This is a genomic window from Streptomyces graminofaciens, assembly GCF_030294945.1.
Classification (GTDB): domain Bacteria; phylum Actinomycetota; class Actinomycetes; order Streptomycetales; family Streptomycetaceae; genus Streptomyces; species Streptomyces graminofaciens.
Map to the genome: position 1 here is coordinate 9,452,931 of NZ_AP018448.1, position 18,002 is coordinate 9,470,932.

Genomic DNA, 18,002 nt, shown 5'->3' on the forward strand with positions numbered 1-18,002 from the left:
GGTCCCCGGAGTCCTGGGAATCACCGGAGCCCCCGGCGCGGCTCGGCATAGCCCCCACGTGCAGCCCGCGGAATCCCTCATGAGCTCCGCCGCCCGTCCCTACACAGAACCGCCCTGCCCGCCGGACAGATCGTCCGGCGGGCAGGGCAGGGCGGGGCGAGGCGGGCAGGGGCCGGGGGCTACAGACCCCGCCGGCTCAGCCGTTCTGGCCCGACGGTCGTCGTAGCGTGGGGCGGCGGGCCGCCAAGCTGCTCGTCAGAGCTGCCCAGCGGGCCGATGTCGCCCAGACCACTCGGACGGTCGAACGGGGTGCCAGCAGCGCCCGCCACTGGCTGGCGCGGCCGACATGGGACCGGAGCGACGCCGCGACATGCAGCGCGTCCTTGGCCAGGCCCCCGGGGACCCGTGGCTCCGGAGCGTAGAGGACCTGCTCCACGGCCGCCGCCAGCCGGTGCACCGCCGCCTCGGCCGGCGCATCGAGGTGGCCGAGCCGCACGATCCGCTCGGCCGCCTTGCGGGGCGTCTGGGAGTCGTCCGGCGAGATCCCGTAGTCCCACGCCGTGTCGGTCACCTCCTGCCAGGCCGCCAGCGCGTGGGCCGCCGCGTCCGCCTCCGTACGGCCATGACCGCCGAGCCGAACGGACCGTACCCGCATCCGCCACATCATCGGCAGGAGCGGGATCGCCAGGGCCAGCAGCACCGCCGGGACGAACCACAGCAGCCACAGCGGGGGACCGTCGTCGGTCGGAACCGTCACGGTCGCCGCGGACTCGGTCGGGCAACCGCCGTCAAGCCGCCGCTGCTGGACCGTGCAGCTCTCGCTCTCCGACGGACCCGCGGACGGGGCCGCCGACGCCGATTCCGAGGCCTGCGGCACATCGGGCAGGCCACCGGTGCTCGACGACTCCTGCTGTGTGTACTCGGGAGTCGTACCCCGGGTCGGGGTCGGCTCGAAGCGGGTCCAGCCCACGCCCTCGAAGTACAGCTCGGGCCACGCGTGCGCGTCCCGCAGCCCCACCGACATCGAACCGTCCGAGTTCGGCGTACCGGGAGTGAAGCCCACCGCCACCCGGGCCGGGATGCCCAGCGTGCGGGCCATCGCGGACATCGCGAACGAGAAGTGGATGCAGAAGCCCTCCTTCTTGTCCAGGAACCGCGCTATCGCCCGGGGGCCCTTGCCGACCTCCACCTGGGTGTCGTACGTGAACTTGCCGCTCGTCGCGAAGTAGTTCTGCAGCTTGACGGCCCGCTCGTAGTTGTTCGCCGAGCCTGCGGTCACCTTGCGCGCGGTCTGCGCCACCTCCGGCGCCAGATTCTCCGGCACCTTGGTGAACTCACGCTTCATCAGGGCCGACGGCTCCGGCGCCTGCGCGAGCTGCTTGGCCGTGGGCTGCACGATCAGGCTCTCGACCTCGTACTCCACGCCCTTCGTGTCCTGGTCGTGGTCGCCGACCAGCGTGCGCCCGATGGGCTCGTAGCGCCAGTCGCCGTCGATGTCCACGGAGGTCGCCGGGTACGGCATCGGCAGCCAGTCCTGCCCGTAGTCCTTCGCCGCGGCGATCCGGGTCTTGATCTCGGTCCGCTTGACACCGGGGCCGAGACCGACCGGGGTGCCGAAGTCGTCCGGCACCTTCGTGATGGACCGCTGGGTGGGCTTCCAGGAGATGCCGTCGAACTCGTCCAGGGCGACGATCCGCAGATACATCTCCGTGTTCTTGTCGGTGTCGGTGCGGTACGAGATGACCTCGCGGTCCTGGTCCACGTTCAGGCTGTCGCGCAGTTCCACCACGGGGTTCACCGCGGAGATCGTGCCTCCGCCACCGGAGCCCGCGCCGATGCCCTGGCCCGCGCCGGCCAGCAGCCCGCCGTCGAGCGAGGGCAGGGCGAACGGCACCAGCAGGGCGACGCCCAGGGAGACCGCGCCGATCCGCCGCCCGGTGCGCACCGGGGCGGTCGCCGGCCCCCCGGAGTCCATGCCCGGAGCGCGGGGCGCGCCGGCGAAGACCCGGCCCCACTGCGAGAGCCGGTCGCGGCTCTCCGTCAGGAGCAGCAGCAGATACCCGGCGGCCGCGGCCAGGAACGCCAGCCAGTCGGCCCCGCCCGACAGCCCCGCGGCGACCGAGTACAGCGCGAGCAGCGGCAGCCCGGCCGGGGCCGCGCTGCGGAACGTCACCGCGAGCGCGTCGACCAGGAGGCCGATCACCAGGACACCGCCGACGATCATCAGCCGGATGCCGTCGGTCAGCGGCGCCGGGATCGCGTACCGCCCGATGTCCTCCGAGCCCTGCTGGAGCAGCGTCCCGAAGTACTGGAACGCCTCCGGGCCCGGGACGATCCCGGCCAGCGAGTGCCGCGCCGCGAAGACCAGCGTCAGCATCATCAGCGTCACCAGCGCCTGCGCCGCGACGGTCAGCGGCCGGGCCAGCGGGACGCGCCGGATCAGCGCGCCCACACCGGTCTGCACACCGAGCATCACGCCGGCCTGTAGGAGCCATCCGGTCTTCTCCACCAGCGGTATAAGCGCGACCGCCGACAGCACTGTGGCGGCCCAGGCGCACAGCGCCAGCCTCGCCCGACCGCTCATGACCGTCCCTCCGCACCGCTCCCGGCCACCGCGCCCGTGCGTTGCCGGTCCGCCTGCCGCCACATGTCCGCCAGCGAGGCCCCGCGCGGCACGCTCAGCGCGGTCCAGCCCGCCTCGTGGAGCCCGCGCAGGGAGTCCTCACCGGCGCTCGCCCCGGGGCCGGGCACGTCGCCCGTCTCACGCCCCCACACCTCGCTGTCCAGCAGGAAGGCGACCGCTCGGCCGCCGCGCCGACGCATCCTGCCCAGCTCGGCGATCTGCTCCTCCTCGAGGTCGCCGAGAAAGGCCACCAGCAGCCCTTCCTGGCCGCCGCGCAGCATGTCGTACGCCGGGGAGAAGCCGATGCCGTCCGAGTGGTCGATCACCGCGAGGGTGTCCATCATCAGCCCCGCCGCGTCGGCCGACTCCTGGCTGGAGCCCGCGAAACCCTCGGCGCCCTCGCCCGGCACCGAACCGCCGGTGTCCGTCAACAGCCGCACGGAGAAGCCGCGCTCGAGCATGTGGAGCAGCACGGACGCCGCGCCGGAGACGGCCCACTCGAAGGCGGAGTCCGGGCCCGTGCCCAGGTAGCCAACGGCCCGGGTGTCCAGCAGCACCGTGCAGCGAGCCCGCTCCGGCTGTTCCTCGCGGCGCACCATCAGCTCGCCGTAGCGCGCGGTCGAACGCCAGTGCACCCGGCGCAGATCGTCGCCGTGCCGGTAGCCGCGCGGGATCACGTCGTCGTCGCCGGCCAGCGCCAGCGAGCGCTGCCGCCCGTCGCCGTACCCCTTCGCCTCACCGCTCAGCCGCACCGGCGGCAGGGCATCCACGCGCGGGATGACCGTCAGCGTGTCGTACGTCGAGAAGGAGCGGGTCAGCTCGCACATGCCGAAGGGGTCGGTCAGGCGCAGCTGCAGCGGGCCCAGTGGGTAGCGGCCGCGCAGGTCGGAGCGGACGCGGTACGACACCTCGCGGCGGCCGCCCGCCTCCACCCGGTCCAGGACGAACCGGGGGCGCGGACCGAGCACGTACGGCACCCGGTCCTGGAGCATCAGCAGCCCCGTGGGCATGCGCGAGACGTTGTCCATCCGCAGGTGGACGCGGGCCTCGCTGCCGGCGGGCACGCGCGCGGGGGAGAGGCGGCGGCTGCCCGCGACCCGATAGCGGGTGCGGTACAGCACGGTCGCGCAGATCAGCGGCAGTACGGCGAGCAGCAGACCGACCCGGAGCAGATCGCTCTGCCCGAGGACGTAGGCGCAGATCGCGGCCGCGACCCCGGCGGCCAGAAAGGAGCGCCCGCGGGTCGTGAGACCGGCGAGGGCCGTGCGCAGCCCACCCTTGTCCTGATCCGGGGTGGGCGCCGGCCCGGCGGTGGTCATCCAAGCCTCCGCGGCGGCTGCTGCGGGTACGCGGGCACGCCGCGGCCCACGCCGAAGCCGCTCTGCGGCTGGGGCGCGGACGGCACGGCCGTGCGCTGCAGGATCTCCTGGACGACTTGCTCGGGCGTACGCCGGTTGAGCTGGGCCTGTGCGGTGGGCAGCAGCCGGTGCGCGAGGACGGCCACGGCGAGGGCCTGGATGTCGTCCGGCAGCGCGTACTCCCGGCCGCTCAGGGCGGCGGCGGCCTTCGCCGCGCGCACCAGGTGCAGCGTGGCGCGCGGCGAGGCGCCGAGTCTGAGGTCGGGGTGCGTGCGCGTGGCGCCGACCAGGTCCACCGCGTAGCGCCGGACCGTTTCCGCGACATGGACATTGCGGACGGCCTCGATCAGCTTCAGGATCTCGTGCGCGTGCGCCACCGGCTGCATGTCCTCCAGGGGCGAGACCCCGCCGTGGACGTCGAGCATCTGCAGCTCGGCCTCCGCGCTGGGGTAGCCGACGGAGACACGGGCCATGAAGCGGTCGCGCTGGGCCTCCGGCAGAGGGTATGTGCCCTCCATCTCGACAGGGTTCTGCGTGGCCACCACCATGAAGGGGCTCGGCAGCTCGTACGTCGTGCCGTCGATCGTGACCTGGCGCTCCTCCAGGGACTCCAGGAGCGCGGACTGCGTCTTCGGCGAGGCGCGGTTGATCTCGTCGCCGATCACGATCTGGGAGAAGATCGCGCCCGGTTTGAACTCGAACTCCTTGCGCTGCTGGTCCCAGATGGACACACCCGTGATGTCCGACGGCAGCAGGTCGGGCGTGAACTGGATACGCCGCACCGAGCAGTCGATGGACCGCGCGAGTGCCTTGGCGAGCATGGTCTTGCCGACGCCGGGTACATCCTCGATCAGAAGATGCCCCTCCGCCAGCAGCACTGTCAGAGAAAGCCGTACGACCTCAGGCTTGCCCTCGATCACCGCCTCGACCGAACTGCGGACTCGCTCCACAGTGCTGGTCAGATCAGTGAGGCTCGCTCGATCGTCATAGGTCGTCACCCGGCCCTCCTCGGCCCGTTATTGCTACGGGCCGACGCTCTGCGATGCGGATCGGCCCACCCCGAAACACGGACACCACGCGTGAACTGCTCAGCGTGACGCCACACCCGCATTCTTGCTGCCGTTACCAATCCGTGTCACTCGCCTGTGGATAACCGGCCGAGATATGTCAGGTTTGGGGTCTTTTAAGCGCCGAGATGCCAGGAAATTGATACGGAAACCAGGCCTCAGGACGCCTCGGCGCGGGCCTGTTCGACTTCTCTCAGGCGGGGTCGATCTCCCGCAGCAGCCCCGTCTTCACGTCGAAGACGAAACCGCGCACGTCGTCGGTGTGCACCAGGAACGGGTTGGTGCGCACGCGCTGCATCGACTGCCGTACGTCCTGCTCGACGTCCCGGAACGCCTCCACCGCCCAGGCCGGGCGCTGGCCGACCTCCATCTCCAGGTCGTGCCGGAAGTCCTCGGTGAGGGACTCCAGGCCGCAGCCGGTGTGGTGGATGAGGACCACGCTGCGGGTGCCGAGGGCCCGCTGGCTGATGGTGAGGGAGCGGATGACGTCGTCGGTGACGACGCCGCCCGCGTTGCGGATCGTGTGGCAGTCGCCCAGCTCCAGGCCGAGCGCGGCGTGCAGGTCGAGGCGGGCGTCCATGCAGGCCACGACCGCGACGCGGAGCACGGGCCGGGCGTCCATCCCGGGGTCGGTGAAGGCGGCGGCGTAACTCGCGTTGGCGTCGACGAGGCGATCGGTGACGGTGTCGCCCGCGAATATGGCGTCTTCGGGTCCGGTGGGAACTGATGCAGAAGTCGTCATAAGCATGACGGTACTGGTCACGGGGGCCGTAAGCCCTGTGTGAGAGAGGACAAAGAACCTCATTGAGGCTTGTTGTGAGGTAACCCACACAGGGAGCGGAAACACGGCTGTACGGGTGATTGAACCGTGTTTGTCGCTCCGTTCCGGAGGGTCGTCGCGACGCGCAGGCCGGTTGATTGACCGCGAGAGGGCGTGGACTAGAGTGACGCGGAGCGGGAGGCGAGGCCCCCTGCTGGACTGAAATCCCAGGAGATCCGGCGACAGTCAGGCATCTCCCCACGTGCGCGGCGCGTACGTACGGCTCGGCCTCCTCCCGCTCCCGGTCGGCCGGCACTCCCCGGCGCCGGCAGGCCGCCCTTCGAGCGGCGGGGACCCGGCGGTGCGGGACGCTCGCGCCGGACCTGAGAGGGCCCCTTGAGCAACAGCCGCCACGTCCCCGTCATGCTCCGGCAGTGCCTGGACATGCTGGCCCCGGCCCTCACGGAGCCCGGCGCCGTCGTGGTCGACTGCACACTCGGCCTCGGCGGCCACAGCGAGGCGCTGCTCACCCGGTTCCCCGAGGCCCGGCTCGTCGCCCTCGACCGGGACAAGGAGGCGCTGCGCCTGTCCGGAGAGCGGCTCGCGCCCTTCGGGGACCGGGCCACGCTCGTGCACGCCGTCTACGACGAGCTCCCCGACGTGCTCGACCGCCTGGGCCTGCCGCGTGTCCAGGGCGTCCTGTTCGACCTCGGCGTCTCCTCCATGCAGCTCGACGAGGCCGACCGCGGGTTCGCGTACGCCCAGGACGCCCCCCTCGACATGCGCATGGACCAGACGACCGGCATCAGCGCGGCCGAGGTCCTCAACACCTACCCGGGGGGTGAACTCGTCCGCATCCTGCGCGCGTACGGCGAGGAGAAGCAGGCCAAGCGGATCGTCTCAGCGATCGTGCGCGAGCGGGACAAGGAGCCTTTCACCAACAGCGCGCGGCTCGTCGAGTTGATCCGCGACTCCCTGCCGCAGGCCGCCAAGCGCACCGGCGGCAACCCCGCCAAGCGGACCTTCCAGGCGCTGCGCATCGAGGTCAACGGCGAACTCGCCGTCCTGGAGCGGGCGATCCCCGCGGCCGTGAAGGCGCTCGCGGTCGGCGGCCGGATGGCCGTGCTGTCGTACCACTCGCTCGAGGACCGGCTGGTGAAGCAGGTGTTCGCGGCGGGCGCGGCGAACACTGCGCCTGCCGGGCTCCCAGTGATCCCCGAGCGCTACCAGCCCCGGCTCAAGCTCCTCACCCGTGGTGCCGAACTTCCCACCGAGGAAGAGGTCGCCGAGAACCGGCGCGCGGCCCCGGCGCGGCTGCGCGGGGCCGAACGCATTCGGGAGGACGCCGAGTGAGGCGTACACGGGGGCCGCACGACGTGCGTGATAGGGGACGGTGAGTGGGTCCGAACAGCGAACTGGCCGAGACGGCCAGTGAGTCCGGAAAGCAAACTCACAGGGAGGGCGTGTGAGTAGGAAACCCGAACTGAGGGGGCGGGCCGCCCGACTCGCACGGCTCCTCCCCGCGGGCCCCGGCCGAGCCGCCCGCACGCCCTTCGTCCTCCTCGTCGTCCTTCTCCTGGGCAGCGGTCTCATCGGCCTCCTGGTGCTGAACTCCGCGCTCAGCGAAGGGGCGTTCAAACTCGACGACCTCCAGGACGACGTGAAGAGCTACACCGACGAGGAGCAGGCGCTGCAACGGGACGTGGACGCCTACTCCGCCCCCGACTCGCTCCAGCGCCGCGCCCGCGAGCTGGGCATGGTCCCCGGCGGCGACCCGGCCTTCCTGAACCCCGACGGCACGGTCAGGGGCGTCCCCGGGCCCGCCGGAATCCAGCAGTCCATGGTGCACAGCCCCGTCGTCCTCGCCCCCGAGATGATCGGCTCCGTACCGCTCCTGCCTCCCACGCCCACCCCCACGACCCCCTCCGCACAGCCCACCCAGCCCTCGACGAACCCCGGCAGGTGACGGAAGTGGCCGATTCAGGCAGGCAACCCCCCCGCCGGCGCGTACCCGGCCCCGCCAAGCCGGTGCGTCCCGGCGGCCAGCAGCGCCGTCCGGGCCCCGGCGCCCGTCCCGCCGCGCAGCGCCGCCCGGGCACGCCCCGGCAGTCGGCCGCGCGCACCATCCGCCTGGGCAGCCCACGGCCCCGGCTGCGCATGGTGAGCCTCGCGCTGACCCTGGTGATGCTCGCCTTCGTCGTACGACTCCTCCAGGTGCAGGCCGTCGACGCGAGCGAGTACGCGGCCAAGGCCGACCAGAACCGTTACGTCGGCCGCGTCCTGGCCGCCGAGCGCGGCGGGATCACCGACCGCAACGGCGTCGAACTGGCCATCAGCACGGACGCCAACGACATCACCGCCGACCCCATGATGTTCACGCGCAAACAGCTGAAGATCGACGACGGGCCCGAGCAGGCGGCCGCGCTCCTCGCCCCGATCCTCGGCGCCGACCAGGAGACGATCGCGGAGAAGCTGCGCACGAAGAACACCCGCTACACCTTGCTCGCCCGCCGCCAGACGCCCCAGGTCTGGAACCAGATCAGCGACCTGAAGACCGCGCTCGCCAAGAAGGCCAAGGACGACCGCGGCACGGTCAACGTGCTCGCCGGCGTCTTCCAGGAGCCCAGCAGCAAGCGCGTGTACCCCAACGGCGACCTCGCCGCCGGGATACTGGGCTGGGTCAACGCCGAGGGCAAGGGCGGCGGTGGTGTCGAGCAGCAGCTGAACAGCGTGCTGTCCGGCAAGGACGGCAAGATCCGCTACGCCCAGTCCGGCGGCCGTCTCGTACCCACCGCGGGCTCCACCGAGACCCCGGCCGTGGCCGGCTCCGACGTCGAGCTGACCATCGACCGCGACATCCAGTGGGCCGCGCAGAACGCCATCTCCGAGCAGGTGAAGAAGTCCAAGGCGGACCGCGGCTATGTGATAGTGCAGGACACCAGGACCGGAGAGATCCTCGCGATGGCGAACTCTCCCGGTTTCGACCCGGGCGACCTCACCAAGGCCGACCCGGACGCGCTCGGCAACGGCGCCCTCCAGGACGCCTACGAGCCCGGCTCCACCGCCAAGGTCCTGTCGATGGCCGCCGTACTGGAGGAGAACGTCGCCACGCCCGAGACACATGTCACCGTGCCCAACCGGCTGCACCGCGGCGACCGTCTCTTCAAGGACGACATCGACCACCCCACCTGGTACCTGACGCTCAACGGCGTCCTCGCCAAGTCCAGCAACATCGGCACCATCCTGGCCGTCGGCCAGCTCGGCAACACGCAGCAGCGGGTCAACCAGGTCCTCTACTCCTACCTGCGCAAATTCGGCCTCGGCAGCTACAGCGGGCTCGACTTCCCCGGCGAGACCAAGGGCATCCTCGCCGCGCCGGACAAGTGGTCGACCTCGCAGCAGTACACGATCCCCTTCGGCCAGGGCGTCTCCCTGAACGCCATGCAGGCGGCGTCCGTCTACTCGACGATCGCCAACGGCGGCGTACGCGTGGAGCCCACCCTCGTACGAGGCACCAAGGGACCCGACGGCCGGTTCACCCCCGCCGCGAAGCCGAAGAAGAACCGGGTCATCAGCGAGAAGACGGCGAAGACCCTCGCCCGGATGCTGGAGTCCGTGGTGGACGACGAGGAGGGCACCGGCACCAAGGCGCGCATCCCCGGCTACCGGGTGGCGGGCAAGACGGGCACGGCCAACCGCGTGGATCCGGCCACCGGCAGATACCACGGCTACACCTCGTCGTTCGCCGGGTTCGCACCCGCGGACAACCCGAGGATCACCGTCTACTGCGCGATCCAGAACGCCACCACGGGCAGCTACTTCGGCGGCCAGATCTGCGGTCCCATCTACAAGGAGGTCATGGAGTTCGCCCTGAAGACACTCCAGGTCCCGCCCACGGGGGCGAAGCCCGCGAACCTGCCGGTGTCCTTCACGCCCTGACCCGCACCCTGATCACTTCGCCCTACCTGTTGATCAGCGCAAACCAGCCAGGAACTGAGTCGTGACCATGATCACTCCCGACCCCGGGGACCGCGCACCGGCGCACCCCTCGCACAAACCCTCGCTTCGCTCCGGCGGGGGTACGCCCGGTACGCTCACCGCCGTGCCACACGCTGATCAGTCCCAAACCACCCAGAAGGGCGTTCCCGTGACATACCCGGGCCCGCCACGACCGGTCCATGTCTCCGCCACGCCCCTCGCGGAACTCGCCGATCAGCTGGGTGCCGAGCAGCCACAGGGCGCCGCGGAGGTCACGGGCATCACCCACGACTCGCGCGCCGTCCGCCCCGGCGACGTCTACGCCGCGCTGCCCGGTGCCCGGCTGCACGGCGCCGACTTCGTGACCCAGGCCGTCGGCCTCGGCGCCGTCGCCGTGCTCACCGACCCGAGCGGCGCCGAGCGCGCCACGGCGACGGGCCTGCCCGTCCTGGTCGTCGAGGACCCGCGCGGACGGATGGGCGACCTGGCGTCCACGATCTACGGCCACCCCGGCCGGGACCTGCTCCGGATCGGCATCACCGGCACGTCGGGCAAGACCACCACCGCCTACCTCGTCGAGGGCGGCCTGGGGGCCTCCCGGCCCACCGGGCTCATCGGCACGGTCGAGACGCGCATCGGCGACGAGCGCATCAAGTCCGAGCGGACCACGCCCGAGGCCACCGACCTCCAGGCCCTGTTCGCCGTCATGCGCGAACGCGGTGTCGAGGCGGTCGCCATGGAGGTCTCCAGCCACGCGCTGGTCCTCGGCCGGGTCGACGGCTGTGTCTTCGACATCGCCGTCTTCAACAACCTCAGCCCGGAGCACATGGAGTTCCACTCCGACATGGAGGACTACTTCCGGGCCAAGGCGCAGCTGTTCACACCGGAACGCAGCAGGCTCGGCGTGGTCAACATCGACGACGAGTACGGCCGCAGGCTCACGAAGGAGGCGACGGTCCCCGTCGTCACGTTCTCCGCCGAGGGCCACCCCGACGCCGACTGGCGGGCCGAGGACGTGCAGATCGGCCCGATGGACTCGGCGTTCACCGTGATCGGTCCCAAGGGGGAGCGGATCACCGCCAGGTCGCCGCTCGCGGGACCCTTCAACGTCGCCAACACCCTCGCCGCGATCGTCGCCCTCGCCGCCGCCGGGCTCGACCCGCAGACCGCCGCCGACGGCATCGCCGCGGTGCCGGGCGTGCCGGGCCGACTGGAGCGCGTGGACGCCGGGCAGCCGTATCTGGCGGTCGTCGACTACGCGCACAAGACGGACGCCGTCGAGTCGGTCCTCAAGGCGCTGCGCAAGGTCACCAAGGGCGGGCTGCACGTCGTCCTCGGCTGCGGCGGCGACCGGGACCGCACCAAGCGCGCGCCGATGGGCGCCGCGGTGGCCCGGCTCGCCGACACCGCCGTACTGACCTCCGACAACCCCCGCTCCGAGGACCCCTTGGCGATCCTCGCGACCATGCTCGAGGGCGCGGCGTCCGTGCCGGCGCACGAGCGCGGCGAGGTCCTCCTCTTCGAGGACCGGGCCGCCGCGATCGCCGCGGCGGTTGCCCGCGCCCAGCCGGGCGACACCGTGCTGGTCGCGGGCAAGGGCCACGAGCAGGGCCAGGACATCGCCGGCGTGGTACGTCCCTTCGACGACCGCCAGGTGCTTCGCGAAGCTATCCAGCAGACCCAGGGATGAACTTGTGATCGCCCTCTCTCTCGCCGAGATCGCAGAAGTCGTCGGCGGGCAGACCCACGACATACCGGATCCGTCGGTCCAGGTCACCGGACCGGTCGTCCGGGACTCCCGCGACGTGGGGCCCGGCAGCCTCTTCGTCGCCTTCGTCGGCGAGCGCGTCGACGGACACGACTACGCGGCCGCGGTCGTCGAGGCGGGCGCGGCAGCGGTGCTGGCGTCCCGCCCCGTCGGCGTGCCCGCGATCGTCGTACGGGACGTCCAGACGGCCCTCGGCGCCCTCGCCCGGCACGTCGTGACGAAGCTCGGCACGACCCTCGTGGCCCTCACCGGCTCCGCGGGCAAGACCAGCACCAAGGACCTGATCGCCCAGGTGCTCCGGCGCAAGGCGCCGACCGTCTTCACGCCCGGCTCCCTCAACAACGAGATCGGGTTGCCGCTCACCGCCCTCAGCGCCACCGAGGAAACCCGTTTCCTCGTCCTGGAGATGGGCGCCAGAGGCATCGGCCACATCCGCTACCTCACCGATCTGACCCCGCCGAAGGTCGGCCTCGTCCTCAATGTCGGCACCGCCCACATCGGCGAGTTCGGCGGCCGGGAGCAGATCGCCGAGGCGAAGGGCGAGTTGGTCGAGGCCCTGCCGGAGGACGGCGCCGCGATCCTCAACGCCGACGACCCCCTCGTACGCGCGATGGCATCCCGTACGAAGGCCAGGGTGATCCTCTTCGGAGAGTCCGACGAAGCGGACGTACGGGCGGAGAACGTACGGCTCACGGACGCCGGACAGCCCGCCTTCAGACTTCACACACCCTCCGGTGCAAGCGATGTGACCATGCGCCTGTACGGTGAGCACCACGTGTCGAACGCGCTCGCAGCGGCCGCCGTCGCCCATGAGCTGGGCATGTCCGCGGAAGAGATCGCCACCGCGCTCTCCGAGGCGGGCTCCCTCTCCCGCTGGCGGATGGAGGTCACCGAGCGCCCGGACGGCGTGACGGTCGTCAACGACGCCTACAACGCGAACCCCGAGTCCATGCGAGCCGCTCTGCGCGCGCTCGCGGCGATGGGCAAGGGGCGGCGGACCTGGGCGGTGCTCGGCAAGATGGCCGAGCTCGGGGACGAATCGCTCGCCGAGCACGACGCGGTCGGACGGCTAGCCGTCCGGCTCAACGTCAGCAAGCTCGTCGCGGTCGGGGGCAGGGAAGCGTCCTGGCTGCAACTGGGCGCATATAACGAGGGTTCGTGGGGTGAGGAGTCGGTGCACGTGTCCGACGCACAGGCGGCGGTCGACCTGTTGCGCAGTCAGTTGCGCCCGGGAGACGTCGTACTCGTGAAGGCGTCCCGGTCGGTCGGGCTCGAGAGCGTGGCGCAGGCGCTGCTCGACAGCGGCAACGAGGGTGAGGTTGCCGCCCGATGATGAAGCAGATCCTGTTCGCAGGAGTCATTGGCCTCTTCCTGACCCTGGTCGGCACCCCGCTGCTGATCAAGCTGCTGGCCCGCAAGGGCTACGGTCAGTACATCCGCGACGACGGCCCGCGCGAGCACGCCAGCAAGCGCGGTACGCCGACGATGGGTGGTATCGCCTTCATCCTGGCGACGATCGTGGCGTACTTCCTGGCCAAGGTGATCACGGGCCAGCCGCCGGCCTTCTCCGGTCTGCTGGTGCTCGGCCTGATGGGCGGCATGGGCCTGGTCGGCTTCCTCGACGACTACATCAAGATCGTCAAGCGCCGTTCGCTGGGTCTGCGGGCCAAGGCCAAGATGGCCGGCCAGCTGATCGTCGGCATCGGATTCGCGGTCCTCGCACTGCAGTTCCCGGACGCCCGCGACCAGACGCCGGCCTCCACCAAGATCTCCTTCGTCCAGGACTTCGGCTGGACGATCGGCCCGGTGCTGTTCGTCATCTGGGCCCTGTTCATGATCCTCGCCATGTCGAACGGCGTGAACCTGACCGACGGTCTGGACGGCCTCGCCACCGGCGCCTCCGTGCTCGTCTTCGGCGCCTACACGTTCATCGGTGTCTGGCAGTTCCAGGAGTCCTGCGCCAACACGGAGGCCCTGACCAACCCGGCCGCCTGTTACGAGGTACGAGATCCACTGGACCTCGCGATCGTGGCCTCCGCGCTGATGGGCGCCTGCCTCGGCTTCCTGTGGTGGAACACCTCGCCCGCGAAGATCTTCATGGGTGACACCGGTTCGCTGGCCCTCGGCGGCGCGCTCGCGGGTCTCGCGATCTGCTCCCGCACCGAGCTGCTGCTCGCGCTCCTCGGCGGTCTGTTCGTCCTCATCACGATGTCGGTCGTCATCCAGGTCGGCTCGTTCAAACTCACCGGCAAGCGTGTCTTCCGAATGGCGCCACTCCAGCACCACTTCGAGCTCAAGGGCTGGTCCGAGGTCCTTGTCGTGGTCCGTTTCTGGATCATCCAGGGCATCTGTGTGATCGTCGGACTGGGTCTCTTCTACGCGGGATGGGCAGCAGACAAGTGACCGACTGGCAGGGGAAGCACGTCACCGTCGCCGGACTGGGAGTCTCCGGCATCCCGGCGGCCAAGGTCCTGCACGGCCTCGGCGCGGTCGTCACGGTCGTCAACGACGGCGACGACGAGCGCGCCCGGGCCCAGGCCGCCGAACTGGAGGCGCTCGGCATCACCGTGCGCCTCGGCGACGGGGCGACCCTGCCCGAGGGCACCGAGCTGATCGTCACCGCCCCCGGCTGGAAGCCGGACAAGCCGCTGTTCGAGGCGGCCCGTGCGGCCGGCCTGGAGATCTGGGGCGACGTCGAACTGGCCTGGCGGCTGCGGGGGCGGGACGGCAGAGAAGCGGCACCGTGGCTGGCCGTCACGGGCACCAACGGCAAGACCACCACCGTGCAGATGCTCGCCTCCATCCTGACGGCGGCGGGCCTGCGCACGGCCGCCGTCGGCAACATCGGGGTCTCGCTGCTGGACGCGGTCCTCGGCGAGGAGCAGTACGACGTCCTCGCCGTGGAGTTGTCCAGCTACCAGCTCCACTGGGCGCCCTCGCTGCGCGCCCACTCCGCCGTAGTCCTCAACCTCGCCCCCGACCACCTCGACTGGCACGGCTCCATGGAGGCGTACGCCAGGGACAAGGGCCGTGTCTACGAGGGCAATCGGGTCGCCTGCGTCTACAACGCGGCCGACAAGGCCACCGAGGACCTGGTGCGCGAGGCGGACGTCGAGGAGGGCTGCCGGGCCATCGGCTTCACGCTCGGCACGCCCGGCCCGTCCCAACTCGGCGTCGTCGAGGGCATCCTGGTCGACCGGGCCTTCGTCGAGAACCGGCAGAAGAACGCCCAGGAACTCGCCGAGGTCGCGGACGTCAACCCGCCGGCCCCGCACAACGTCGCCAACGCCCTCGCGGCCGCGGCCCTCGCCCGGGCCTTCGGAGTGCCCCCCAAGGCCGTACGGGACGGTCTGCGGGCCTTCACGCCGGACGCGCACCGCATCGCGCACGTGGCCGACGTGGACGGCGTCGCGTACGTCGACGACTCCAAGGCCACCAACACGCATGCGGCGGAAGCCTCGTTGGCGGCGTACGAGTCGATCGTGTGGATCGCGGGCGGGCTCGCCAAGGGCGCGGCCTTCGACGAACTGGTCGCCAAGTCGGCGAAGCGGCTTCGGGGTGTGGTGCTGATCGGCGCGGATCGCGCGCTGATCCGCGAAGCGCTCGCGCGACACGCGCCGGAAGTGCCGGTCGTCGACCTCGACCGGACCGACACTGGGGCGATGCTCGCGGCCGTCCGCGAGGCGCGGCGGCTCTCCGAGCGGGGGGACACGGTTCTCCTGGCCCCTGCCTGTGCCTCCATGGACATGTTCACCAACTACAACAAGCGCGGGGAAGCGTTCGCGGACGCCGTTCGTGAACTCGCCTCCGCCGACGGCTGACCTGAGCCCGCCTTGCCTGGCGGCGCCAGGCGACATTGGGAGGGACGCGTGACACGGATGCGGTCGGGGCATCGTCGGCGGCTGTCCGCCGACGGCACGGCGCTGTGCCGGTCCGTCCGGCCCTGCGGGACGTCCTCCCCCAGCGGCGGGGGTCGCTGATGGTCGGCAGTCGTACCGGCCGTCCCCCCGTCCAGCGGCTCACCCGGCGGCCACCGGTTCCCCGCCCGCCCCGCGACAACCCCGTACGCCGGCTCCACACGCGCGTCCGCAAGGCCTGGGACCGGCCGCTTACCGCCTACTACGTGATCCTCGGCGGCAGTCTGCTGATCACCGTGCTGGGGCTCGTGATGGTCTACTCGGCCTCGCAGATCACGGCGTTGCAGAAGTCGCTGCCCGGCACGTTCTTCTTCCGCAAACAGTTCCTCGCGGCCTCGATCGGCACCGTGCTGCTGCTCCTCGCCTCGCGGATGCCGGTGAGACTGCACCGGGCCCTGGCGTACCCGCTGCTGGCCGGCTGTGTCTTCCTGATGGCCCTCGTCCAGGTCCCCGGGATAGGGCAGTCGATCAACGGCAACCAGAACTGGATCGCCATCGGCGGCTCGTTCCAGATCCAGCCCAGCGAGTTCGGCAAGCTGGCGCTCGTGCTGTGGGGCGCCGACCTGCTCGCCCGCAAGGAGGACAAGCGGCTGCTCACGCAGTGGAAGCACATGCTGGTGCCGCTCGTCCCGGTGACGTTCATGCTGCTCGGGCTGATCATGCTCGGCGGCGACATGGGCACGGCGATCATCCTCACGGCCGTCCTGTTCGGCCTGCTCTGGCTGGCCGGGGCACCGACGCGGCTGTTCGTCGGCGTACTGTCGATCGCCGGGCTCATCGGGTTCGTCCTCATCAGGACCAGCGAGAACCGCATGGCCCGCCTCGCCTGCATCGGGGCCACGGAACCCCGCGCGGACGGTGCCGACTGCTGGCAGGCCGTGCACGGCATCTACGCCCTCGCCTCGGGCGGAATCTTCGGTTCCGGGCTTGGCGCCAGTGTGGAAAAATGGGGGCAACTCCCGGAAGCGCACACCGACTTCATCTTCGCCGTGACCGGTGAGGAACTGGGCCTCGCGGGGACGCTGTCGGTGCTCGCCCTCTTCGCGGCTCTAGGCTATGCGGGTATCCGCGTGGCCGGACGCACGGAGGACCCCTTCGTGAGGTATGCCGCGGGAGGCGTGACCACCTGGATCACCGCGCAGGCGGTGATCAACATGGGTGCGGTGCTCGGCCTGCTGCCGATCGCCGGTGTCCCGCTCCCGCTGTTCTCCTACGGAGGTTCCGCCCTGCTGCCGACCATGTTCGCCATCGGGTTGCTGATCGCCTTCGCGCGCGACGACCCCGCTGCGCGGGCGGCGCTTGCGATGCGGCAACCCCGCTTTGGTAGAAAACGGGGCGGCGGCCTTTCGGGGCCCGGGAGATGGAACACGATGCGACGGCGTGCCTCGATGGCGCGTTCGTCCGGAGAGCGGTGAATTTCGGTGCATGTCGTACTCGCCGGTGGCGGAACCGCCGGTCACATCGAGCCCGCGCTCGCCCTCGCGGACGCCCTGCGCAGGCAGGACCCGACCGTGGGTATCACGGCCCTGGGCACCGAGCGCGGCCTTGAGACGCGCCTCGTCCCCGAGCGCGGCTACGAACTCGCGCTGATCCCCGCCGTACCCCTGCCACGCAAGCCCACCCCCGAGCTGATCACCGTGCCGGGCCGACTGCGTGGCACGATCAAGGCGACCGAGCAGATCCTGGAGCGCACCAAGGCGGACTGCGTCGTCGGCTTCGGTGGTTACGTGGCCCTGCCGGGCTACCTCGCCGCCAAGCGCCTCGGCGTGCCGATCGTCGTCCACGAGGCCAACGCCCGCCCCGGCCTGGCCAACAAGATCGGCTCGCGGTACGCGGCCCGGGTCGCCGTCTCCACGCCCGACAGCAAGCTCCGTGACGCCCGTTACATCGGCATCCCGCTGCGCCGAGCCATCGCGACCCTGGACCGCGCAGCCGCGCGCCCCGAGGCCCGCGCGATGTTCGGTCTCGACCCGAACCTGCCGACCCTGCTGGTCTCCGGCGGCTCCCAGGGCGCCCGCCGCCTGAACGAGGTCGTCCAGCAGGTCGCCCCCTACCTTCAGCAGGCCGGCATCCAGATCCTGCACGCGGTCGGCCCGAAGAACGAACTGCCACAGGTGCAGCAGATGCCGGGAATGCCCCCCTACATCCCGGTACCGTACGTGGACCGGATGGACCTCGCGTACGCCGCGGCCGACATGATGCTCTGCCGCGCGGGCGCGATGACCGTCGCCGAACTCTCCGCCGTCGGACTCCCGGCCGCCTACGTCCCGCTGCCCATCGGCAACGGCGAACAGCGACTGAACGCCCAGCCGGTGGTCAAGGCCGGCGGCGGACTGCTGGTCGACGACGCGGAGCTGACCCCCCAGTGGGTCCAGCAGACCGTCCTGCCCGTGCTCGCCGACCCGCACCGGCTCTACGAGATGTCCCGCGCCGCCAGCGAGTTCGGCCGCCGGGACGCCGACGACCTGCTCGTCGGGATGGTGTACGAGGCGATCGCGTCGCGCCGGTAAGGCAGCGGCCGGAGGCACAGA

13 protein-coding genes are annotated in these 18,002 nt (G+C 71.1%); 9 read left to right on the forward strand and 4 right to left on the reverse strand.

Annotation, left to right across the window (positions count from 1 at the left end):
- Positions 1-196 precede the first annotated feature (196 nt).
- The 4 genes from SGFS_RS41590 to SGFS_RS41605 form a co-directional block, all read right to left on the reverse strand.
- Positions 197-2,584, reverse strand: a complete 2,388-nt coding sequence (locus SGFS_RS41590) for a transglutaminase TgpA family protein (RefSeq protein ID WP_286257487.1) — start codon at positions 2,582-2,584, stop codon at positions 197-199.
- A complete protein-coding gene (locus SGFS_RS41595) occupies positions 2,581-3,942 on the reverse strand; it encodes a DUF58 domain-containing protein (protein WP_286257488.1) in 1,362 nt (453 codons plus the stop codon). Before SGFS_RS41595 ends, SGFS_RS41590 begins: the two co-directional genes overlap by 4 nt.
- Positions 3,939-4,979 (reverse strand): AAA family ATPase, encoded by a 1,041-nt coding sequence (locus SGFS_RS41600; RefSeq protein ID WP_286257489.1) that lies wholly within the window; start codon positions 4,977-4,979, stop codon positions 3,939-3,941. The genes SGFS_RS41595 and SGFS_RS41600 overlap by 4 nt, the downstream gene beginning before the upstream one ends.
- 262 nt (positions 4,980-5,241) lie before the next feature.
- The gene (locus tag SGFS_RS41605; protein WP_286257490.1) at positions 5,242-5,790 is read right to left on the reverse strand and encodes a beta-class carbonic anhydrase; all 549 of its coding nucleotides are present in this window, start codon (positions 5,788-5,790) and stop codon (positions 5,242-5,244) included.
- Positions 5,791-6,204: 414 nt separating this feature from the next.
- Between SGFS_RS41605 and rsmH the strand changes: the two genes are divergently transcribed.
- The 9 genes from rsmH to murG all read left to right on the forward strand — a co-directional run bounded on the left by rsmH (position 6,205) and on the right by murG (position 17,981).
- On the forward strand, positions 6,205-7,161 hold the full coding sequence (gene rsmH, locus SGFS_RS41610; RefSeq protein WP_286257491.1) for a 16S rRNA (cytosine(1402)-N(4))-methyltransferase RsmH: 957 nt from the start codon (positions 6,205-6,207) through the stop codon (positions 7,159-7,161).
- A gap of 112 nt (positions 7,162-7,273) precedes the next feature.
- The gene (locus SGFS_RS41615) at positions 7,274-7,774 is read left to right on the forward strand and encodes a cell division protein FtsL (RefSeq protein WP_286257492.1); all 501 of its coding nucleotides are present in this window, start codon (positions 7,274-7,276) and stop codon (positions 7,772-7,774) included.
- A gap of 191 nt (positions 7,775-7,965) precedes the next feature.
- On the forward strand, positions 7,966-9,747 hold the full coding sequence (locus SGFS_RS41620; protein ID WP_350284100.1) for a peptidoglycan D,D-transpeptidase FtsI family protein: 1,782 nt from the start codon (positions 7,966-7,968) through the stop codon (positions 9,745-9,747).
- Positions 9,748-9,808: 61 nt separating this feature from the next.
- Complete coding sequence (locus SGFS_RS41625; protein ID WP_286257494.1) at positions 9,809-11,476, forward strand: UDP-N-acetylmuramoyl-L-alanyl-D-glutamate--2,6-diaminopimelate ligase; 1,668 nt, start codon at positions 9,809-9,811, stop codon at positions 11,474-11,476.
- A 4-nt stretch (positions 11,477-11,480) separates the two neighbouring features.
- Positions 11,481-12,887 carry a UDP-N-acetylmuramoyl-tripeptide--D-alanyl-D-alanine ligase gene (locus SGFS_RS41630; protein ID WP_286257495.1) on the forward strand — a complete coding sequence of 469 codons (1,407 nt, stop codon included), beginning with the start codon at positions 11,481-11,483 and terminating at the stop codon, positions 12,885-12,887.
- On the forward strand, positions 12,884-13,957 hold the full coding sequence (gene mraY / locus SGFS_RS41635) for a phospho-N-acetylmuramoyl-pentapeptide-transferase (RefSeq protein ID WP_286257497.1): 1,074 nt from the start codon (positions 12,884-12,886) through the stop codon (positions 13,955-13,957). Before SGFS_RS41630 ends, mraY begins: the two co-directional genes overlap by 4 nt.
- Positions 13,939-15,375, forward strand: coding sequence for a UDP-N-acetylmuramoyl-L-alanine--D-glutamate ligase (gene murD / locus SGFS_RS41640; RefSeq protein WP_286257499.1), 1,437 nt, complete (start codon positions 13,939-13,941; stop codon positions 15,373-15,375). Before mraY ends, murD begins: the two co-directional genes overlap by 19 nt.
- A gap of 158 nt (positions 15,376-15,533) precedes the next feature.
- Positions 15,534-16,886 carry a putative lipid II flippase FtsW gene (gene ftsW, locus SGFS_RS41645; RefSeq protein WP_286260318.1) on the forward strand — a complete coding sequence of 451 codons (1,353 nt, stop codon included), beginning with the start codon at positions 15,534-15,536 and terminating at the stop codon, positions 16,884-16,886.
- A gap of 6 nt (positions 16,887-16,892) precedes the next feature.
- A complete protein-coding gene (gene murG, locus SGFS_RS41650; protein WP_286257502.1) occupies positions 16,893-17,981 on the forward strand; it encodes an undecaprenyldiphospho-muramoylpentapeptide beta-N-acetylglucosaminyltransferase in 1,089 nt (362 codons plus the stop codon).
- Positions 17,982-18,002: the final 21 nt, after the last annotated feature.